This is a genomic window from Brevibacterium samyangense (assembly GCF_039529845.1).
Lineage (GTDB): Bacteria > Actinomycetota > Actinomycetes > Actinomycetales > Brevibacteriaceae > Brevibacterium > Brevibacterium samyangense.
This window is the reverse complement of the sequence record NZ_BAAANO010000005.1, coordinates 285586-307320: the sequence shown is the minus strand read 5'-3', so window position 1 is coordinate 307320 and position 21735 is coordinate 285586. Positions and strand designations below refer to the sequence as shown.

Here is a 21735-nt window from a genome sequence, read left to right as displayed (position 1 = left end):
GTGTTGGTGCGGGGCGCCTCGGCGGTGGGGTCGGGAGCCCCGGCGTGCGCGCCGGGGCGTTGCTCACCCCTCGGCCGGTTGCACGTTGTAGTACAGGCCGGTCGCACCGGCGCCGGACTGCATGTCGATGTCGCCGATCTCCTCGCTCCAGGCGATCGTGCCGCTGTACGTGCCGGCCTTCACCATGGGGACGGTGCGGTAGAACTCCTCCTGGAGGTCCGCGAGTTTCTCGGTCGCCTCTTCGGCCGAGGAGGAGTGGTTGACGGCGTCGATCGCGGCGTAGAACTCCGGGTTGTCACCGGCACCGGCGACCTGCGAGGACATGTAGGTGTAGCGGGTCGGGATGGACTGCGGTGCCCAGCTCGAGAACGCCATGTCCCAGCCGTCGGGTTCGTTGTTCTGGATATCGAGCATCGTCGCCCAGTCGTAGACCTCGAGCTTCGTCGCGAAGCCGAGTTCCTTCAGCTGCTGCTCGACGACGACCGCGGTGTCGTAGATCGACTGGTAGTCGCGGGTCGCGAGGATGACGACGGGTTCGTCCGCGTACCCGGCCTTCTGCATGAGTGACGCGGCCTGTGCCGGGTCGTGGAGGTTGTACTGATCGAGGGCTGCGTCCGTGTACCAGGCCTTCTGCGCCGGCAGGCCGAGCGCTCCGTCGAGCTGGTAGTACTCGGGGTAGCCGTAGGCGCCGGCGAGGATCGGCTCCATGTCGAGGCCCACGGAGACCGCCTTGCGGAGGTCCTGGTCCACGAAGATCGACTCGGCCTGCCGGTTGAAGGTGAAGCCGGTGGTGCCGCGGATCGTCGTCTCCGTGTTGACGCCCGGGATCGCCTCGATCTGTTCGATCTGGTCGACGACGGGTGCGGTGAGGACGTCGTAGTCCCCGGTCTGGAATCCGGCGAGGCGGGTCGAGGGGTCGGTGACGACGTCGAAGTAGATGTTCTCGTACACGGGGGTCGCAGCGGCCGCCCCGCCGGTGTACTCGACCTCGGGTGCGACGTAGTCGGCGTACTTCGTGAGGTGGACGTACTGGTTGTCGACCCATTCGGTGAACGTGTACGGGCCGGTGCCGACGAACTCCTGGAGCCCCTCGGTGCCCGCCGAGGCGATCGATTCCGACGACATGATCGCCGGGTACTGGTTCTGGTGGTTCGCGAGCATCGTGAGTGCCGGGTAGAAGGGCTTCGGCGAGGTCATGACGACGGTGTGCTCGTCCGTCGCCTCGAAGGTGCAGTCCTGGAACGACATGCCTGCCGGGGCGCTGTCGATCCACCGGTTCAGGGAGTCGATGACGTCCTGGGAGTCGAGCGTCGAGCCGTCGTGGAAGGTGACCTCGCGCAGGTGGAACGTGAACTGTGAGTAGTCCTCGTTCACGTCGATCGACTCCGCGAGCTGCGGCTGCGGGTTCCCGTCCGCATCGAGCGCGACGAGCCCCTCGTAGACGCCGCGCATCATGTCGAAAGTCGCCTCCGCGGTGGAGTTGTGGGGGTCGAGCGTCGCCGGCTGGGCGCTGTAGGCGATGCGCAGTTCCTCGGTGTCGGCACCGGCCGCCGCGGCCTCACCGGAACCGCACGCGGCCAGGAGGCCGAGGGATGCGACTGCGAGCACCGCCGCACTCGAACGCAGGTATGTCGTCATGGGTGTTCCTCTTTCGTCCGTGTCCGGCGGGGATTCGACCGGGCCACAGGTGAACTGCATCACACCTGTGTTTCCGGTGTTCGTGAGAATGTCACGGGTCAACGGGAGCGGTGCTGACGCGCGAGTTGCCACCTCCGTCCCCAATCGCCTGCACCGTCCTCCGGACAATGCAGGTAATTCGAGATTCTGCTGCCGACCCGCCGAGGCGCCGCGCAGGGGATGCTGCGCAGCGCCTCGGGCGTGGGGCTGGTGGGGCGCCGGCCCCGGCCACCGGGCCGGACCCGGCCGTCAGAACTCGACGGGGAGCGGCTCGCCGCGACCGGTGCGTTCGGTGAGGAGGCCGTAGGTCTCCGGACGGCGGTGGATCTCGTACCGGAACGTGCCGTTCTTGTAGAAGTCGCCGAGCGTGAGGTCGATGTCGCTGAGGATCACCGAGTCCTTCTCGTCGAAGACGCGGGAGACGATTTCCCCGGTGGGGGCGATGATCGCGGTACCGCCGATCATGTGGTGGCCGTCCTCGTACCCGCACTTCGCGACGGTGCCGACCCAGGCCGAGCTCTGGTAGGCACCGGCCTGGCAGGAGAGCAGGTGGTGGAACATCGCGAGGTGCGGCTGCTCATCACCGCCGGGCGACTGGTCGGGGGTGTTGAAGCCGATGACGATGACGTCGACGTCCTGGAGGGCGAGGGTACGGTACGCCTCGGGCCAGCGACGGTCGTTGCAGATGAGCATGCCGACCTCGACCCCGTGGAAGTCGAAGACACCGAACCCGAGGTCCCCGACCTCGAAGTACGACTTCTCGAGGTGCTGATAGGGCGCGTCCGGGATGTGCTCGAGGTGACCGGGGAGGTGGATCTTCCGGTACTTGCCGACGATCTCGCCGGTCTTGTCGACGAGGATCTGCGTGTTGAAGCGGTGGCCGTCCTCCGTGAGTTCGGCGTACCCGAAGCTGAAACCGACCTCGTGCTCCTTCGCGAAGTCGAAGAGCGGCTGGACTGCCGGGTTCGGCATCGCGGTCTCGTAGTACTCGTCGGCGGTGGAGACGTCCTCGCGGTACGTGCGCGGGAAGAAGGTCGTGAGAGTGAGCTCGGGGAACACGACGAGGTCGGCACCTCCTGCGGCAGCCTTCTCGAACATCGCGAGCATGCGGCCGACGACCGCCTCACGGGTGTCCTCGGTGTTGATGCCGGCCATCTGGGCGAGTGCAAGGGTGAACATGCGCATCATTCCGCAGGGGCCGTGTTGTAGACGACGATTCCGGCGGTCGGGTCGAACGAGTACCCGGTGAGGTCACCGGAGTACGTCGTGAGGGTGTCGTTGTCACCGAACTTCGCGATCGGCAGGTACTCGTAGAAGGCGGTCTGGAGCTCCTCACCGGCAGCGGTGGCTGCGGCCTCGTCGGCGGCGTAGGTGATGTCGTCGAGCGCCTGGGTGATCGCCGGGTCGTTCGTCCAGCCCGGCCATTCGGGACCGAAGAACACGTAGTTCGTCGGCACCGTGACGGTCGAGAACCCGGTGATGAAGATCTCGTACGCGGTGGAGTCGGTTCGGGTGCTGAGCACGGTGGGCCAGTCGTACACCTCGAGAGACGCGTTGATGCCGTTCGCCTTGAGGTTCTGTTCGACGACGACCGCCGCGTTGTAGTGGTCCGCGTACTCGCGGGTCGTGAGGATGCGGACGGGTTCGTTGTTGTAGCCGGCCTCCGCGAGGAGCTGCTTCACCCGCTCGGGGTCCGGGTTGTTCCAGTTCTCGAGTCCGGCGTCCGTGTAGTACGGCTGGCCCTCGGCCATGAGCGCGCCGTTCTCGGTGAAGAACTCCGGGTCCGCGAAGGACGCCTGGAGGATCGAGGTCATGTCGAGGGAGGAGAGCACCGCCTGACGCATGTTCACGTCCGACATCACTCCTTCCTTCTTGTTGAAGATGACGCCGTTGAAGCCGACGACGTCCGCCTCCGTCACGAGGTTCGGGTCGCCGTCGAGCTGCGCCTTCATGTCGAAGTTCATCTCGTTCGCGATGTCGTACTCACCCGACTGCATTCCGGACAGGCGCGTCGAGGGATCGGTGACGAAGTGGAACATGATGTTCTCGAAGACCGGGGTCTTCGCGCCCGCCGTGAAGCTCGGGTCACCCTCCGGCGAGGTGTACTCGGCGAACTTCTCGAGGTGCACGTGCTGGTCCGTCGCCCATTCGACGACCGAGTACGGGCCGGTGCCCACGTACTCGGAGACGCCCTCGGTGGGAGCGGCATCGATGACGGACTTCGGCATGACGGCCATGATCTGACTCGGATCACCGATGAGATCGAGAGCGGTGTACATCGCCTCCGGCAGCACGATGTTCACCGTGGTCTCGTCGACCTTCTCGACCGTGGCATCGGCGAAGTACTGGCTTCCGGACCCGGTCTTCTCGATCCACCGCTGGACCGAGGCGACGACGTCGTCGGCGGTCATCGGGTCGCCGTTGTGGAAGGTGACTCCCTCCCGGAGGACGAACGAGACGGTCTTCCCGTCCTCGGACACCGTGTACGACTCCGCGAGCACCGGCTGCATCTCACCGTTCTCGTCCGGGGCCACGAGCGGCTCCCACACATTGCGGGCGATGTCGCGCGTCGAGGTCGCGGTCGTCATGAGGGGGTCGAGCGTGGGCGGCTGGGCGTTCCACGCGATGTCGAGGGTCTCGGTGTCGACGGAACCGGAGCCACCGGAACCGCCGCCGCACGCGGCGAGGGAGAGAACGAGTGCCACGGCACCCGTCGCGAACAGTTTCTTCATGATGTTTTCCAGTCGGGAGAAGGGACGGGGAGCGAAAGGGACAGGATCGGGAGGGTCAGCCGCCGTACACGGCGGTGCCGGGGAAGCTCGAGGTGACGAGTTCTCCGGACGCCACGACCGCCTCGCCGGCCACGTACACGTGGTCGAATCCGACGGTCGGGGTGATGTGGAAGTAGTCGGTGCTCGGGGTGAGCGCGGCGAGGTCGAAGACCGCGAGGTCCGCGTCCGCACCGATCGCCATGCGCCCCTTGCGGGCCATCGCGGGCACACCGGCCTCGAGGATCCGGGCCGGCACGAGCGTGCACCGGCGCACGGTCTCGACGAGGTCGAGGGCCCCGAGATCCCGGTGGACCCACGCGAGTGCGCGGGCGAAGCACGAGGTGGAACGCGGGTGGCAGATGAAGTCGTCGCCGACGGGCCATTCGTGCGCGGCCAGGCGGGCGGCCGCCTCCGCAGCCCCGGCGGCGTCACCGCGGTAGGTCACCGGCATGGCGTCCGAGGCGAATGCAGCTCCCGGCAGCGTGAGCGCCTTCACGAGCTCGTTGCGGGAGCCCTCCTCGGACTCGACGTAGTAGTCGATGAGCGCGAGGCCTCCCGGTTCGGTCGCCCGGATCTCGGCGAGGCGGGCGTCGTCGGCGATGCGTTCTCCGGTGGGAAGGAACACGAGCGACTGCGCGGTGATGCCCTGACCGGCGAGCCGGTCCGGGGCGAGGAACTCGGCACCGATGACGGTGGACGAGGTGCCGAAGGGGTACGCCTCGGTCGTGAAGGTGAGGCCCTCGGCGACGGCGGCCGCGATCACCCCGGCGGCCTCCTCGATCGTCGAGTGTCCGGTCGAATTGAAGTGGCAGAGGTGGACGGCGCACCCGGTCTCGCGGGCGACGGCGGCGAGTTCCTCGACGGTCTCGACGCAGGTGGAACCCTCGATGTTCGAGGAGAACCTGCCGTGGCAGAACATCGGGCGACCGAACTCCGCGCACAGCCGTCCGACCCCGAGGATCTCCTCCCGGCTCGCGGCCGAGGCGTACCCGAGAAGCACACCGACGCCGATCGCTCCTTCCTCGAGCTGCTGCCGCAGGAGCGCGAGGATCTGCTCGACCTGCTCGGGCGTCGCCTCCTGCTTGTGCTCCTCCATGCCGGCATAGGCGGAGAAGTAGTCGAGCGGCTTCCGGAAGTCCGGGGAGTCCAGGGGATCGACGAGGTCGACCCCGCCGAGCACGTGCATGCGGGTGAAGAGCCACCCGGCGGAGTACCCGAAGTGAGCGGGCCGTCCCTCGTGCGCGGCCCAGGCGTACATGGGCCCGAGCGGTGCGGACCCGGATTCGAGTTCGAGGCTCGTCGTCACCCCGTCGAGCACCTGGAGCCGGTGCCCGGTGACGTTCTGGGCGTGCGAGTGCAGGTCGATGAACCCCGGGGTCACGTACTTCCCGGAGACGTCGACCACGGTGTCGGCCTCCGGTGTGTCGGTTCCGAGGTAGGCGATCGTGCCGTCGGCGATCCCGACGTTGAGGACCGCGGTGTCACCGGCCTCGGGGTCGACGACGGTGCCACCGGTGAGGAGGGTCTGCAATCTGGTCATGGGGATCGGGGAGTCCTGACTGTCTCGGGGAATGGGGCTGTCTCGGGGGTGTGGGGCGGGAGCGTCGTGCGAGCAAAGGAGGCGCGCGTTCACCGGATGTCGGGGAACCGGTCGACGGGCGCGTCGGTGGGGATCTCGGGAGCGATGCGTCCGCTGCCGACGGCGCGTTCGATCCGCCGACCGTATTCGAGAACGAGGTCCTCGCGGCGGTACGGTCCGACGACCTGGAGACCGACCGGCAGGCCCGCCTCCGTGAAACCCACGGGCACCGTGAGTGCCGGGTGCCCGGTGACGGTGAAGGTGTACGGCATGCTCATCCACTCGAGGTAGTCGCCCATCTCCTGTCCGTCCACGGTGCGCGGGTACCGCTCGTGGACGTCGAAGGGGGCGACCTGGCACGTCGGGGTGAGGAGCACGTCGTGGGTGTCGAAGAAGTCGACGGTGCGGGAGAAGATCCGGGCGTGACCGCGTTCGGCCTCGGCGATCTGTTCCGCGGTGAGTGCGGCCCCGATCGCCACGTTCTCCCGGGCGTCCGGTTTCACGAGTTCGGGGCGTTCGGCCACGAGCGGACCGAGGGTGGTGAGGAGCTGAAGGGCACGCAGGACCCGGCCGACACCGACGGCCTCGGTGTAGTCCGGGTGCGCCTCGACGAGGTCGAAGGTGCCGCTGCTCTCGAGTCCGGCGAGGGCCCGGGTGACGACCGCGCGGACGTCCGCGTCCACCGGGACCGTCCCGGAGAGGTCCATGGTCCACGCGGCCAGCGGCCGCTCCCCCGAACGTCCACCCGCCGAGGCGCCCCGCCGTGCGGCGATCTCCTCACCGAACAGGTCCTCGTCCTCCGCGGCCCGGGCGACCGCGAGGTACGCGGCGGTGTCCGGTTCGACCGAATAGGGCAGGCGCGGTTCGAAGTACGCGAGCACTGCGAGGAGGAGTGCAGTGTCCTGCACGTCCCGTCCCATCGGACCTTTGACGGAGCTCTGTCCGAAGGGCACCTGGTCGGGGAGGTTCGGGACCCGACCGATCGAGGGGCGGAAGCCGACGACATTGCAGAACGACGCGGGGTTCCGCAGGGAACCGCCGGTGTCGGAACCGTCCGCGACGGGGAGCATGCGCGAGGCGAGGGCCGCCGCCGCTCCCCCGCTGCTGCCACCGGCGGCGCGGGAGAGGTCGTAAGGATTGCGGGTGACGCCGTACACGGGGTTGAAGGAGTGCGAACCGAGGCCGAACTCCGGCACGTTCGTCTTGCCGATGACGAGCGCTCCGGCCTCCTTCATCCGCCGGACGACCGAGTGGTCGGTCGTCGCGACGCGGTCCGCGTACGCCGGAGACCCCTGGGTGTGGCGGAAACCGGCGGCGGGGATGAGGTCCTTCACCGCAACGGGCAGCCCCGACAGAAGGAGCCCGTCCTTCCGGCGGCCGGCCGTGTCGAAATCGCGGGCCGCCGCGAGAGCGGCCTCCGGGTCCAGGCCGACGATCGCGTTCACCTGCGGGTTCACCTCGGCGATCCGGTCGAGGTGGATGCGCATGACCTCCTCGGCGCTCGCCCGGCCGGAAGCGACGAGGCCGGCGAGGGTGCGGGCCGAGAGGTCGGTGGTGAGGGTGGTCGGTGAATCGGCGTGCGAGGCAGAAGGCGGGGCAGGCAGAACGTTCATCGGGGATCGGACCTTCGCAGAAAGAGGGAGGAGTTGCGGACGGTGCGGCGACGTGCGGGTGGAAGCACGTCGCCCGGAACCCGCGGGGAGGATTCCGGGCGACGTGGACGCCTCAGGAGCGGGGCGCCTCGGACGCGTAGGCCGGGGACCCAGCGCCGGAGCCGCTGTGGATCGCCTTGTGCGTGGCCTCCTCGGTGAAGAGGTGGCAGGCGACCTGGTGATTGCCCTCGAGGGTGACGGTGGTCGGTTCCTTCTGTGCGCATACCTCCATCGCCATCGGGCAGCGTGTGCGGAACACACAGCCGCTCGGCGGGTTGAGCGGCGAGGGGACGTCGCCCTGGAGGATCTCACGGTCCTTCTTGTCCCGCGGGTGGTGCACGGGCACCGCCGAGAGCAGAGCCTTCGTGTACGGGTGCTTCGGGGACGCGTACAGCTCCTTCGTCGGTGCGAGCTCGACGATCTTCCCGAGGTACATGACGGCGACGCGGTCCGCGATGTATTTCACGACGGAGAGGTCGTGGGAGATGAACATGTACGTGAGGTTCTTCTCCCGCTGCAGTTTGCGCAGCAGGTTGAGGACCTGCGACTGGATGGAGACGTCGAGTGCGGACACGGGCTCGTCGCACACGATGACCTTGGGGTTCACCATGAGCGCGCGGGCGATGCCGATGCGCTGACGCTGACCGCCGGAGAACTCGTGCGGGAACCGGTAGTAGTGCTCCTCGGAGAACCCGACGGTCTCGAGGACCTCGATGACGCGGGCCTTGAGGACCTTCCGGTCACGCACACCGTGGATCCGCAGCGCCTCCTCGAGGATCGATCCGATGCGCTTGCGCGGATTGAGGGAGGAGTACGGGTCCTGGAAGATCATCTGCACCGCGGCCTGGTACTCGCGGCGTTCGGCCTTCGAGGCGGTGTCGAGGTCCTTGCCCATGAAGGTGACGCTGCCGGAGGTCGGCGTGATGAGACTCTGGACGAGCCGGCCCGTCGTCGACTTGCCGCAACCGGACTCGCCGACGACGCCGAGGGTCTCCCCCTCGCGCAGCGCGAAGCTCACTCCGGCGACGGCCTTGACGGATCCGGTGCGCAGACCGAGTGGACTGCGGACGGTGAATTCCTTCTTGAGGTTCGCGACCTCGATGACATTGCGCGCCCGGCCGGTGGCCGGGGTGGTGGCGGGAGCCTGAGTCACTTCATCTCCTCGATGTCGGCGGCGCGGAAGCACCGCACCTTGTGCCCGGGTGCGAATTCCTCGAGTTCCGGGGCGTTCTCGCGGCAGTGGTCCGTCGCGAGCGCACACCGGGCGGCGAAGCGGCAACCGGAGGGCACGTTGTGCAGGGTCGGGACACGGCCCGGGATGATGTGCAGGTCCTCGTCCTGTTCGGCCTCCATCGACGGGGTCGAACGAATGAGCCCGAGCGTGTACGGATGACGCGGATTGTCGAAGAGGTCCTCGACGTTCGTCTCCTCGATGACCTGGCCGAGGTACATGACGACGACCCGGTGGCAGATCTCCGCGACGACACCGAGGTCGTGCGTGATGAAGATCGTGCCGGTGTCGAACTCCTTGCACAGGTTGTCGATGAGGTCGAGGATCTGTGCCTGGGTGGTGACGTCGAGCGCGGTCGTCGGTTCGTCGGCGATGAGGAGCTTCGGCTGGCAGGCGAGGGCCATCGCGATGACGACACGCTGGCGCATACCGCCCGAGAGCTGATGCGGGTACTCCGAGAACCGTTTCTCCGGCGAGGGGATGCCGGTGAGCTTGAGCATCTCGATGGCCCGGGCCTTCGCATCTGCCTTCGAGAGATCCATATGGGCCCGGATGCCCTCGACGATCTGCTCGCCCACCGTGTACACGGGGTTGAGCGAGCTCATCGGGTCCTGGAAGATCATGCCGACCTTCGAACCGCGGTACTGCTGCATCTCCTTCTCGGAGAGGTCGAGCAGGTTCTTGCCGTCGAAGTTCACCTCTCCGGTGTACGACGTGTACTTCTCGTCGAGCAGACGCATGATCGACTCCACGGTGACGGACTTGCCGCACCCGGATTCGCCGACGACGCCGAGCACCTCGCCCGGGGCGACGGAGAAGGAGACCCCGTCGACCGCGGTGACGTCGCCCGTTTCGGTCCAGAAGCCCGTCCGCAGGTTGTCCACGGAGAGCACTGTCTGAGTGGCCGTAGCAGTCATGAGGGCCTCACTTCTTGTACTTGGGGTCGAAGAGGTCGCGCAGACCGTCACCGAGCAGGTTGATACCGAGCACCGTCGCCATGATCGCGACACCCGGGAAGACGGTCATCCACCAGCCGTTGTAGATCATGGTCTTGCCGTCGAGGAGGATGTTGCCCCACGAGGGTGCCGGTGGCGGCACACCGGCGCCGAGGAAGCTCAACGCGGCCTCGGTGATGATCGAGTCGGCGAAGACGAAGGTCGCCTGGATGATGAGCGGCGAGACGATGTTCGGTGCGATGTTGATGAACAGGATCCGCCAGAGGCTCGCGCCCTGGGCCCGGAGCGCCTCGACGAAGGTCTGTTCCTTCACGGAGATCGCCGAGGACCGCACGATGCGGGCGACGTACGGGGTGAAGACGATGACGAGGGCGATGACGACGTTGGTCGTCTGCGGGCCGAGGGCCGCCATGATCGCGATCGCCAGAAGGATCCCGGGGAAGGCCATGAGGCCGTCCATGATCCGCATGAGGATCGCGTCCGCAACCTTGTTGTAGGCCGCGATCAGACCGATCGCCATGCCGGCCGCCGAGGTGAGGATCGACGCGGCGAAGCCGACGCTCAGGGAGACGCGGGCGCCCTCCATGACGCGGGCGAGGATATCGCGACCGTAGTTGTCGGTGCCGAGCGGGTGTGCGCCGCTCGGGGCCGCCAGTCGGTTCGCGGTGTCGACCGCGAGGGGGTCCTGCGGGTAGATGAGCGGGCCGAGGGCCGCGAGGAGGGTGAAGAAGAGGAGGATCCCACCGCCGGTCATCACCATGGTGTTGCCGCTGATGCGTTTCCACATGAGGCGGGCGTTGGACGTCTTCCTGAAGGTGGGGAGAACCGCGGAACCGGGTTCGAGGGTAGCTGTGGTCATCGGAAGTCCTTTCGTAGACCGGCGCTCAGTCGAACCGGACGCGCGGGTCGAGGACGCTGTAGAGGAGATCGACGATGAGGTTGATGAGGACGTACGCCACCGCGATCATGAGGACGACGCCCTGGATGACGACGAAGTCACGTCGTTCCACGGAGTTCACGATGAGCTGACCGATGCCCGGGATGTTGAACACGGTCTCCACGACGGCTGCGCCGGCGATGAGCGTGCCGAAGGACTGGCCGACAGTCGTGAGGATCGGCAGCGAGGCGTTGCGCAGTGCGTGCTTGAGCACCTGGAGACGCTCGGTGAGTCCCTTCGCCTTCGCGGTCTTCATGTAGTTCTGCGCGAACACGTCGAGCATCGAGGAGCGGGTCATGCGGGCGATGAGTGCCGCCTGCATCGTGCCGAGCGCGACCGCCGGGAGGATGAGGTACCGCAGGTGCTGTCCGAGCCCGTCGGACAGTGGGGCGTACCCGGCCACCGGCAGGACCTTGAGCCACACCGCGAACACGAGCATGAGGAGCAGACCGAGGAGGAAGCTCGGGACGGAGATGCCGAGGAGGGCACCGCCCATCATTCCCTGGTCGAGCGCGGTGCCGCGGCGGCGGGCGGCGATGATGCCGGCCGGGACCGCGATGAGGAGCGCGAGGATCTCCGCGAAGATCGCGAGCGCGATCGTCGGTCCGAGCGCGTTGAAGAGCATGACGGTGACGGCGTCACCGGTGAAGATCGAGGTGCCGAGGTCACCGGTGAACACGTCACCGAGCCAGGAGAAGAACTGCACGGGCAGCGGCGCGTTGAGACCGAGGGCCTCACGCAGTTCCTCGATCTCCTCGACGGTGGCCTCGGGGCCGAGGATCACGGCGGCGGGGTCACCGGGCATCATGTGGATGAGCAGGAAGGTGGCCACTGCGACGACCGCGAGAACGGGTATCAGGGCGAGAATTCGCTTGATGACGTAACTCGTCATGGGGAGCCTCTCGAGGGGGATGGGGATTGTTCAGGGCGGGGTGTGACCTCTGACACTGTCACGCTAGGAGGGGGACGTTACGGATGAGTTTCCACCCGACCACCGTGGATTTTCCGGTGGTCACGGTCCGGTGACGGACCGGTGGGGCTCACAGGTCGGGTTGTCGGAATCGCGACATCGGGACCACTGTCGGCGATCCCTCGCGCCGGCGGGCCGAGGCGTCGGAACGCCCGGCCCACCGGCACCGGAGGGATCACCGTCCGTCGGACCGGAGGAGCGTCACTCCGCCGGTTTCGCGTTGTAGTAGATGCCCATGGAACCGGCACCGGGCTGGATGTCGTACTCCGCGATCTCGCTGCTGATGCCGACGGCTCCGGACTTGTTGCCGAACTTCACCATCGGGAGGAAGCGGTAGAACTCCTCCTGCATGACGGCCATGGCCGCCTGCGCGTCCTCCTCGGAGGAGGAGAAGTTCACGGCGTGCACCGCGTCGAAGAACGCCCGGTCCTCGATCGCACCCGCGGACTGCTGGCTCATGAAGGTGTAGCGCGTGGGGATCGACTGGGGCGACCACGAGGAGAAGCCGAGCTCCCAGTCCATCGTGTTGTTCTGGGTGTCGAGCACCGTCGGCCAGTCGGTGACGACCATCTCCACGTTGAAGCCGGCGGCCTTGAGCTGCTGCTCGACGACGATCGCGGTGTTGTAGTGGTCCGGGTAGTCACGGGTGACGGTGATACGAATGGGCTCGTTGTCGTAGCCGGCCGCGTCCATGAGCTGCTGCGCCCGCGCCGGATCCGGCTTGTTGTAGTTCTCGCCGCCGGCATCCGTGTGCCACGCGGGTTGTTCGGGAGTGGCGAGGCCGGCGTCGACACCGAACCACTCCTCGGAACCGAAGGCGCCCATCATGATGGCTTCCATATCGAGGGAGGCGAGCACCGCCTGGCGCAGGTCCTCGCTCGCCATCGGGGAGCCCTCCTTCTTGTTGAAGGTCATGCCCGACAGGCCCTTCTGGAAGACCTCGACACGGGCATTGCCACCGCCCTCCGCCTGTTCGACCTGGTCGAAGTCGACGTGGGAGACGATGTCGTACTCGCCCGTCTGCAGGCCGGAGATCCGGGTGCTCGCGTCCGGCACGATGTTGATGTAGATGTCGTCGTACACGGGAGCCGCAGGAGCGGCGCCGCCGGTGAAGTCGTTCTCCGGTGCGACGTAGTCCTCGAACTTCTCGACGTGGAAGAACTGGTCCTGCTTCCACTCGACGTACTTGTAGGGGCCCGTACCGATGAATTCGGTGAGACCCTCGGTGCCCGCGGACGCCACGGCTTCCGAGGTCGTGATCGCCGGGAACTGGTTCTGGTTGTTCGCCAGCAGGGTGAGTGCCGCGTAGAACGGTTCCGGCGAGGTCATGACGACGGTCTTCTCGTCCGGCGCGGTGAGTTCGACGTTCTCGAAGAACTTGCCCGCGGGAGCGAGCCCGAACCACCGTTCGAGCGAGTCGATGACGTCCTGCGAGTCGAGCGCGGAGCCGTCGTGGAACGTGACGTCACGGAGGTGGAAGGTGTACTCCGAGTAGTCCTCGTTGTGATCGATCGACTCCGCGAGCTGCGGCTGGGGCATCTGGTCCATGTCGAGCGACACGAGGCCCTGGTAGACACCACGCATGAAGTCGAAGGTCGCCTCGGCGGTCGAGCTGTGCGCGTCGAGGGTCGCCGGTTGCGAGGTGTACGCCATCTGCAGTTCCGTGGTGTCCGCGCTGCCGGACGTGGAGCCGCCTCCGCCGCAGGCTGCGAGGAGTCCGAGGACGGACACGGCGCCGGCGGCAGCGGTGATGCGGGTGAGCTTGTTCATGGGGACTCTCTTGTCGAGGGGAATCTACCGGGTATCGAGCCGCAGTGCCGAGGGGTTCTCGACGGGTTTCCCGGTCGGACTCCCGGTACCGCGGCGCCCGCGACGGTGCGGCCGCCGCGGGAGAACACCGCGACACTACGAACGACATGTTTCTTATGAGTTACCTCACAATGACGTGGAACACATCCTGACGTAACGGGCGCGTGTCGGCAAGCCGGCACGCGCCCGTCCGCCCCGGTCACCCGGCGATGCTGTATTTCACCTCCCCGCCGACCACCGTGGTGGTGACGTCGATGGCGGAGATGCCGCTCGGGTCGATCGCGAAGGGGTCCTCGCTCAGCACGGCGAAGTCCGCGAACTTCCCGACCTCGAGGGTGCCGAACTCGTCCTCGATCCCGGCGGCGTAGGCGGACCCGTAGGAGTAGGCGCGGAACGCCTCGTACGGGGTGAGGGCTTCCTCGGGGGCACAGGGCACGCCGGTGCTCGTGAGACGGTTCACCATGTCGTGGATGCCCAGCAGCGGCCTGCCGTCGGCGACGGGACAGTCCGAGGAGCCCGGAAGCACGTTCCCGGCGTTCAGGTGGGCCTTCATCCGGTAGCAGCCGGCGGAGCGTTCGGGGCCGAGGGCGTCCATCATGTTGTCGCCGAGGATCGACACGAAACTGCCCTGCGGCACGGGGGTGATCCCGAGGTCCGCGGCACGCTGCACCTGCTCGAGGGTGGAGACGCCGTAGTGTTCGATCCGGTTGCGGTGCGCGGTGCGGTCCGACCCGTTCTGCACCTTCTCGAGGATGTCCATCGCGTGGTCGACCGCCCGGTCCCCGATCGCGTGGAGGGACAGGGCGTATCCGGCGGCGTAGACCTCGGTGAGCATCGCCTCGAGCTCGGCGACGTCCCACAGCATGAAGCCGGCCTGGTCGTGCCCGTGGAAGCAGTCGTTCATCGCGGAGGACCGGCCGAGGAGCGATCCGTCGGTGAGGACCTTCACCGGCCCCATCCGGAGGAACTCGTTGCCGAACCCGGTGCGGATCCCGAGGTCGAGGCCGCGGCGCCCCTCCCCCGTCTCGGTGTACGGGTGGAGGGTCGTGAGGTAGGGCATGAGCACCGCACGCAGGCCGAGGCGACCGTGTTCGAGGGCGTTCTGGTACGCCGCGAAGTCGACCTCGGAACTCCCGATGCCGTTGATCGCGCCGAGCCCCGGCTCGGTGATCATCGTCGTTCCCTGGCTGAGTGCGAGGGCCGCGGCGGCCGCGATGTTGTCCTCGATCTCCGTGACGTCCTGGAACTTCGCGACCTTCCGCACGAGGTCCTTCGCCTTCTCCTGCAGCAGCCCGGTCACCGCCCCGTGCTCGTCGCGGTCGACGTACCCGCCGTCGACGTCCGGGACCGCCGTCATGTCCGTGTACCCGCAGGCCTCGAAGGCAGCGGTGTTCACGACGCCCATGTGCCCGGACACGTGTTCGAGGTACACGGGCTTGCCGGCGGCGATTTTGTCGAGACTCTCGCGGTCGGGGTGGACCTCGCCGAACCGGAACTGGTCGTAGCCACGGCCGATGATCACGGTCTTCTCGGGGTGGTCGAGGACGAACTGCTCAACGGCGTCGTAGAGCTTCTGCAGCGAGTCGATCCCCGGGTCCACGAGGTCGAGCGAGTTGAGGGCCTTCCCGCGCCCGGTGAGGTGCTGGTGGGCGTCGTGGAAGCCCGGAACGGCGACGGCGCCGCCGAGGTCGTGACGTTGTTTCGCCTCGAGCGCGGTCGCGTCCGCGTCCACCGCGATGATGCGACCGTGGAGGACGGCGATCGCGGAGACCCTCGCTCCCTCGGAGGCGAGGGTGTGGAAGGTGCCGTTCTCGAAGACGGCGTCGGCCTGGAATGCCATGGGGATCGTCCTTCTCTCGGGGATCGGGGGGTTCGGGAGGGGAGAGTGTGGTGACGGGCAGGTGCTGCCGGAACGGCACCGGCGGGGCCGGGCACGGCGAGACCCGCCGAGGCGCCGCGCGGGGTACGCAGCGCCTCGGCGGCTTCACCTCGGGTGGGTCATTCGACCGGCTTCGCGTTGTACGCGAGGGGGCCGACTCCCGGCGGGACCTCGACGTCGATGTCCGCGCTCCACGCGCTCGTCGACTTCGTGTCGCCCATCTTGATCATCGGGAGGTACCGGGCGGTCTCCCGCTGCACGGCGGCGGCACCGGCGGCGGCCTCCTCGGCGGACGCCGAGTAGTGCATCGCGTCGATCGCCTCGAAGAGCTTCGCGTCGTTCGTCTTGCCGTTGCCCTGGGTGCTCATGAACGTGTACTTCGTCGGGATCGCGGCGGTCGCCCACGCGGACATGTAGAGGTCCGTGGAGTCCGGTTCGCTCGCCTTCTGGAGAACGGTCGGCCAGTCGTACACCTCGAGGGTGATGTTGAATCCGGCTTCCTTGAGCTGCTGCTCGACGACGACCGCGGTGTCGTAGTGCGCCTGGTAGTCGCGGGTGGCGATGAAGGTGATCGGTTCACCGTCGTACCCGGCCGCATCGAGATACTCCTTCGCCTTCGCGGCATCCGCGGAGTTGTACTCCTCGAGTCCCTCGTCCGAGTAGAACGGGGATCCCTCGGCGGCGAGCGCACCGTTGAGGACGAAGTTGTCCGGGGAGGCGAAGGCGCCGAGTTCGATCTCCTCCATGTCGAGGGCGACGTAGGCGGCATGGCGGAGGTCCTCGTTCGCGAACGGCAGACCCTCACCCTTGTTGAACACCGGACCGTTGATACCGGTGAGTTCGGTGACGACGGTGAAGTTCGGATCGTTCTCGATCTGCGCCTTCTGGTCCGGCTGGATCTGCGTGGCGATGTCGTACTCACCGGTCTGCAGGCCGGACAGACGCGTGTTCGCGTCCGGCACGATGTGGTAGTAGATGTTGTCGTACACGGCCTCGCGGGCACCCGCGACGTTGCCGAAGTCGTTCTCGTGCGGCACGTACTCGGGGTACTTCTCGAGGTGCACGTACTGGTTGTCGGCCCATTCGACGAACTGGTAGGGGCCGGTACCGACGAATTCCGCGAGACCGGACTCGGGTGCCGAGGCGATCGCCTCGGAGGTCGTGATCGCCGGGAACTGATAGGGGTCCGCGAGGAGCGTCATCGCGGCATAGAACGGCTGCGGGCTCCTGAAGACCAGAGTCCGTTCGTCCGGGGTCTCCCAGGTGACGTCCTTGAAGTAGGCACCCGCAGGGCTGCGATCCTGCCACCGTTCGATCGAGTCCTTCACGTCCGTGGAGTCGAGGGCGGAACCGTCGTGGAAGGTCTTCTCGAGGATCGTGAAGGTGATCTCCGACCAGTCCTCGTTCGGCACCATCTCCGAGGCGAGGACGGGCTGGACCTGTTCGTTCTCGTCGAAGGCGACGAGGGGTTCGTACACGCCGCGGAGGAAGTCCGCGGTCGCATTCGCGGTGGAGATGTGCGGATCGAGCGAGGGCGGCTGCGCACCCTCGGCGATATTGAGTTCGGTCGTGTCCACTTCGCCGGCCGATCCCCCACCGCACGCGGCGAGGAGGACGAGGCCGGAGAGTGACAGTCCTGCGAGGAGGCTGCGTGTCTTCTTCATGAGGGACTCTTTCGGGGAGGAGGGACGGGGCGGGTGGAGGGGAGTCACGGGCGAACCTTTCGGTTCGGGGATCCTGGGTGTCGGTCACCGCACGGGCCGGGTACAGCGGGAGGTTCCTGGGGATGGGCCGGTGCGGTCGATCTGTCAGCGGGGAACGGGTTGACGACAGGTGCTACGGCGAGGGGTGATCGCCATCACAGACACCGTACAAGGTATTCGGCACCGGTTACGGACGAGTTTCGGTTTTCTCCGACCCGCCGCACTGCTCACACACGAGGAAATCCGGTAGGGACGGTTCTCAAGAGCCGCTTCTACCGGATTTCCTCGTGTTTACGGCCGAGGACGCCCTCAACCCCGCGTGCGGCCGATCTCCTCGGACTTCCCGTCCCGGATCCGGAACGTGAGGTATGGCTGACCGATCGTCGGGTCGTCGGTGTCGAAGGGATAGCAGAGCGCCCGCCGGCGCCCGCCGTCGAAGTGGAAGGATCCGGTGACGCCCTGGTACTGGACGGTCTGCAGGCCGGCGGTGAGGTCCTCGGGCACGGCGGACCCGCCGACCTGCTGCCACGCGCGTTCGAGGAGTTTCACCATGTCGTAGTGGACGGCGGCACTGCCGATCCCGGGGTCCTCCCCGAACCGCTCCTCGAACAACCGCCGGAACCGGGTCCCCAGCCAGTTCTCGGTGTTGCCCACGAGGGTCGTCCACACGAGCCCCTCACTGAGTGCGGCGTTGCGCCGGGTGAACCCGGGGATGCCGGGCACCCACACGCAGTAGTAGTGACTCGTGACGTCCGCTCCGCGCAGGTACTGCAGGAGGGACACGAGCGCGGTCTCCGTGTAGACACCCATGTAGACGGCATCCGGCGCGAGCTGTTGGAGTTCGAGGGCGACGCCGGCCCAGTTGACCCCGTCGTCGTACTCGATGACGTGGACCCGGTGGCCGTCCGCGAGGTCGAGCAACCCGGTGAGAACCTGCTTCGCCTCCGCGGACTCGTCGCGACGCACGAGGAGAGCGATGGACGCGGGCCGTGCACCGTTCTCCGCGACGACCTCCCGGACGAAGGTCGCGAATGCACGGACGTACACGGTCTCGTCCGAGCACATCTGGAAGATGTGGTCGTAGCCGCGGGTGGGTCCGACGAACTCCGCGAGGCGCCGATCGACCATCGAGTGAAGCACGGGGATCCCGAGGTCCTTCGTCCCCCGCAGGAGGTCGACGGCGACCGGTGGTGGGAAGTTCCCGAGGACGACGGCATGGCACCCGGAGGCGGCGAGTTCGGCGAGAGCGCGGGGCGCATCGGCGGCGGTCGCGCGTACGCGGGTGATCTCCACCCGGGTCTCCCCCGGTCGTTCGCGCAGATCCGTGGCTGCCGCGAGGTCCTCCCCACGGGCCATCGCGACGGCGTCGAGCTTGCGCTCCTCCCCCGCCGGGACGAGGGATCCGATCCGGAGGACAGGCGCCGTCGGGCCGGCCACCGGAGCCGAGGCGCCCCAGGGTCCCGGCACCGCCTCGGCCCCGGTGTCCTGCCCGGTGAGCGCCGCGAGGACGGGGAGCATCCCGGACAGGTGCGGGATCCACGGCAGGGGTGCGACCCACCCCTCGCCGAGGGCGACGAGCGTGGAGATCTGGGACCGGCTCTGCAGGCCGAGGCGGGCGAGCGCATTGCTCACGTGCCGATCGACGGTACGCCGGGAGCACGCGAGCGCCTCGCCGATCTCCGGGTTGCTGAGGCCGCACGCGACGAGGCTCGCGACCCGGTGCTCCTGGACGGACAGTCCGTGGAACTCCTGACGGGCGGTGACCTCCACCGTGCACGTGTCGCGGGAACCGGATGCGCGGGAGACCCGGACGCGGGAACGTGCCCGCCCGCGCACGAGGTAGAAGCCGAGGTGCGGCAGTCCGGAGGCGAGGAAGGAACGGAGCACCGCATCGAGATCGGCACCGAGGGGCGTGTCGAACCGCCCGGGCACGACGAGTGCGCCCGCCCGCAGCGTGGCGGTGAACCGCACGCTCGTGCCCCGACGGGCGGTGTCGATCGGGCGCGGTGGGGTGGGCCTGTGCATGACCGTCACGCTACTCGCCTCCGTCATCGGATCCCTCTCACTGTCCTCGCCGAACCGGCCGCGCCGATCCCGATCGTCCTTCAGCGGTGCCCGTCGTCCACCCAGGCACTGTCGTCGGTCCGGCCGATGTGGAGGCCGCCGTCGATCGCGAGGCACTCGCCGTTCACGAGTGCCGAGGCGTCCGAGAGCAGCCAGCGGTAGATTCCGACGAGGTCCGCGGGGACGACGAGCCCGCCGCTGCGGCGGGCGATCATCTCCTCGTAGTCCGCCGGGATCGGGTTGATCTCCGAGCGGCTCGAGACGTACCCGGGTTGGACGCAGTTGATGCGGATCCCGGTGCCGAGGTGCTCGAGTGCGGTCGTCGTCATGAGCCTCTCGAGCGCGGTCTTCGAGGCCGAATACGCACCCGAACCGATCCGCGCCTTCCGGGCCGCGAGCGAGGAGGTCACGACGATCGACTGCGGCCGCGGCGCAGCCGAGGCGGTTCCGAGGATCCCCGCGACGTACGCCTCGACGAGGACCGCCGGGGCGACGGTGTTCACGAGGAGGAGGTCGGCGAGGGTCTGCGGGGTCTCGTCCGCCATGTGCCGGGCGGGGTACAGGCCCGAGGCGATGACGAGCCCCGAGAGCGTGTCCCGATGGTCCTCGACGACGGCGCGGAACGCCGCGGTGCCGGCGTCGAGATCCGCGAAGTCGAGAGCGTGGTGGACGATGCGGGAATCCCGCGGGGTGTCGCCCCGGTCGAAACCGAGGACCTGCACGCCGTTCGCGAGGAGGTCCTCGACGACGGCGGCGCCGATCGCCCCGTTCGAACCGATGACGGCGATGGTGGTTCCACTCACAGCCACAGCGGGAAACCTCCGTCCACGTTCACGGTCGTCCCGGTGACGTAGGAGGCCTCGTCGGTCGTGAGGAAGTACACGACATTGGCGAGTTCGTTCACGTCGCCGTCGCGGCGCATCGCGATCGGGCGCAGGCGGGAGGCGTACGCCTCGGGGTCGAGGGTGCCGGTGAGGTGGGTGCGGAACAGCCCGGGGGCGACGGCGTTCACGCGGATCCCGTCGGCGGCCCATTCGCTCGCGGCGGTCTTCGACAGCGCCATGATCCCGGCCTTCGAGGCCTGGTAGGCGGGGCTGCTCGGGGTGTTGCCCTCGACAGGCGGCGGGAGCTGTCCGTAGATCGACCCGAAGTTCACGATCGAGGCGCCCGGAGCCCCGTCACGCGCGGCGCCACCACCGACGGCGGCGAGGTACGGGTGGCAGGTCTTCATCCCGAGCCACGTCCCGGTGAGGTTGACCCCGAGGACGGCGTCCCACTGTTCGAGTGTCGTGTCGAGGAGGTTCTGGCGGCCACCGATCCCCGCGCAGTTCACGAGGGTCGTGAGTCCGGCGCCGTGGGCCTCGATCGCGGCGGTGACCGTCTCCCAGCCGGCGGGGGTGCTCACATCGGCCTGCACATAGGTGCCGGGCTGCTGCTCGGCCGGGAGCGCGGCGACGTCCTCGGGGGCGGCGACATCGACGCCGATGACGTACCGGCCCTCGCGCACGAACCGGGCAACGAGCGCGGTGCCGATCCCTCCTGCGCACCCGGTGATGACGGCGACCGGGTCACTCATGCCGGGGTCACCCCACCAGTCTGCGCAGTGGCCTGCTCTGCAGCACTCTGCTCCGCCACGAAGTCACGCGCGATCTGCTCGCAGGTGACGAACTCGGCGCCGTCTGCGATGAGCCGGTCGAGGTAGTCCTCGAAGTGGAGCATGCGCTGCCCGCGACCGGTGACCTGCGGGTGCATCGTCACCATGTGGATGCCCTCGGGGTCGATCCGCTGCATGTATACGAAGTCGTCGTGGAAGCTGTCGAACATCTCCTTCGCGGTCTTCGGTCCGGGCATGACGGAGGTGGCGGTCTTGAGGTACTCGACCTGCGGGTAGTCGTCGAGGGTCCACGTCACCGGGATCTCGACGATGCCGGTGCGTTCCCCGAACTCGGTCGCGCGGTCGGGGTGGACGACGTCCCCCTTGCGCACCCAGTACGGGCGGTAGTCCTGGCCCATGAGGCTCGAGTCGTAGAGCAGGCCGCGGTCCTCGATGATGCCGATCGTCGCATCCGTGTAGTCCCAGGCGGGGGTGCGCAGGCCGATCGCCTGCACGCCGAGGACCCGGTCGAAGACCTCGATCGCCCGGTCGACGCTCGCGGCCTCCTCCTCCGGGGTCTGGTTCGACACGAGTTCGTGCGCATACCCGTGGAGGGCGATCTCGTGCCCGGCGTCACGGATCATCCGCGATTCCTCCGGGTAGGTCTCCACCGTGTGGCCGGGGATGAAGAAGGTCCCGGTGATGTCCCGGTCGCCGAGGGCTTTCAGGATGCGCGGGATCGCATACGCGCCGAACTCACCGCGGGACACCGGACCGGGGGTCGTCATTCCGCGGACGATCCACAGGGAGATCGCGTCGAAGTCGAAGGTGATGCAGGCGCGTGACATGGTGGGGAACCTTTCGAGCGGGTACCTGGGTGGCAGCCGACGGGCTGCGGAGGTGGGAACCGCCG

16 protein-coding genes are annotated in these 21735 nt (G+C 67.8%); all 16 read right to left on the bottom strand.

All coding sequences use genetic code 11. The features are described from left to right. Positions 1 to 63: 63 nt before the first annotated feature. The 16 genes from ABD172_RS03630 to ABD172_RS03555 all read right to left on the bottom strand — a co-directional run bounded on the left by ABD172_RS03630 (position 64) and on the right by ABD172_RS03555 (position 21670). Positions 64 to 1638 carry an ABC transporter substrate-binding protein gene (locus ABD172_RS03630; protein ID WP_344307022.1) on the bottom strand — a complete coding sequence of 525 codons (1575 nt, stop codon included), beginning with the start codon at positions 1636 to 1638 and terminating at the stop codon, positions 64 to 66. A 288-nt stretch (positions 1639 to 1926) separates the two neighbouring features. After that, positions 1927 to 2856, bottom strand: coding sequence for an N-carbamoyl-D-amino-acid hydrolase (locus tag ABD172_RS03625; RefSeq protein WP_344307021.1), 930 nt, complete (start codon positions 2854 to 2856; stop codon positions 1927 to 1929). 5 nt (positions 2857 to 2861) lie between these two features. Beyond that, entirely contained in the window at positions 2862 to 4409 is a 1548-nt protein-coding gene (locus tag ABD172_RS03620; protein ID WP_344307020.1) for an ABC transporter substrate-binding protein, read from the bottom strand. Between the two features lie 55 nt (positions 4410 to 4464). Then, entirely contained in the window at positions 4465 to 5988 is a 1524-nt protein-coding gene (locus tag ABD172_RS03615; RefSeq protein WP_344307018.1) for an amidohydrolase family protein, read from the bottom strand. An 89-nt stretch (positions 5989 to 6077) separates the two neighbouring features. Further along, on the bottom strand, positions 6078 to 7640 hold the full coding sequence (locus ABD172_RS03610; RefSeq protein ID WP_344307016.1) for an amidase: 1563 nt from the start codon (positions 7638 to 7640) through the stop codon (positions 6078 to 6080). Between the two features lie 112 nt (positions 7641 to 7752). Beyond that, positions 7753 to 8832 carry an ABC transporter ATP-binding protein gene (locus tag ABD172_RS03605; RefSeq protein ID WP_344307014.1) on the bottom strand — a complete coding sequence of 360 codons (1080 nt, stop codon included), beginning with the start codon at positions 8830 to 8832 and terminating at the stop codon, positions 7753 to 7755. Continuing rightward, positions 8829 to 9827: an ABC transporter ATP-binding protein gene (locus tag ABD172_RS03600; RefSeq protein ID WP_344307012.1), complete on the bottom strand. Its 999-nt coding sequence runs from the start codon at positions 9825 to 9827 to the stop codon at positions 8829 to 8831. The genes ABD172_RS03605 and ABD172_RS03600 overlap by 4 nt, the downstream gene beginning before the upstream one ends. A gap of 7 nt (positions 9828 to 9834) precedes the next feature. Then, the gene (locus ABD172_RS03595; protein WP_344307010.1) at positions 9835 to 10725 is read right to left on the bottom strand and encodes an ABC transporter permease; all 891 of its coding nucleotides are present in this window, start codon (positions 10723 to 10725) and stop codon (positions 9835 to 9837) included. Between the two features lie 25 nt (positions 10726 to 10750). After that, positions 10751 to 11695: an ABC transporter permease gene (locus tag ABD172_RS03590; RefSeq protein WP_344307008.1), complete on the bottom strand. Its 945-nt coding sequence runs from the start codon at positions 11693 to 11695 to the stop codon at positions 10751 to 10753. A gap of 279 nt (positions 11696 to 11974) precedes the next feature. Then, positions 11975 to 13543 (bottom strand): ABC transporter substrate-binding protein, encoded by a 1569-nt coding sequence (locus ABD172_RS03585; RefSeq protein ID WP_344307006.1) that lies wholly within the window; start codon positions 13541 to 13543, stop codon positions 11975 to 11977. A 238-nt stretch (positions 13544 to 13781) separates the two neighbouring features. Further along, positions 13782 to 15422 carry an amidohydrolase gene (locus ABD172_RS03580; protein ID WP_344307004.1) on the bottom strand — a complete coding sequence of 547 codons (1641 nt, stop codon included), beginning with the start codon at positions 15420 to 15422 and terminating at the stop codon, positions 13782 to 13784. Between the two features lie 158 nt (positions 15423 to 15580). Continuing rightward, positions 15581 to 17125, bottom strand: a complete 1545-nt coding sequence (locus ABD172_RS03575) for an ABC transporter substrate-binding protein (RefSeq protein ID WP_344307002.1) — start codon at positions 17123 to 17125, stop codon at positions 15581 to 15583. Positions 17126 to 17473: 348 nt separating this feature from the next. Further along, entirely contained in the window at positions 17474 to 19189 is a 1716-nt protein-coding gene (locus tag ABD172_RS03570; protein ID WP_344307000.1) for an ABC transporter substrate-binding protein, read from the bottom strand. A gap of 80 nt (positions 19190 to 19269) precedes the next feature. Further along, positions 19270 to 20031: an SDR family NAD(P)-dependent oxidoreductase gene (locus tag ABD172_RS03565; RefSeq protein WP_344306998.1), complete on the bottom strand. Its 762-nt coding sequence runs from the start codon at positions 20029 to 20031 to the stop codon at positions 19270 to 19272. Beyond that, entirely contained in the window at positions 20028 to 20804 is a 777-nt protein-coding gene (locus tag ABD172_RS03560; protein WP_344306996.1) for an SDR family NAD(P)-dependent oxidoreductase, read from the bottom strand. Before ABD172_RS03560 ends, ABD172_RS03565 begins: the two co-directional genes overlap by 4 nt. After that, complete coding sequence (locus ABD172_RS03555; protein ID WP_344306994.1) at positions 20801 to 21670, bottom strand: polysaccharide deacetylase family protein; 870 nt, start codon at positions 21668 to 21670, stop codon at positions 20801 to 20803. The genes ABD172_RS03560 and ABD172_RS03555 overlap by 4 nt, the downstream gene beginning before the upstream one ends. Between the last annotated feature and the right edge of the window lie 65 nt (positions 21671 to 21735).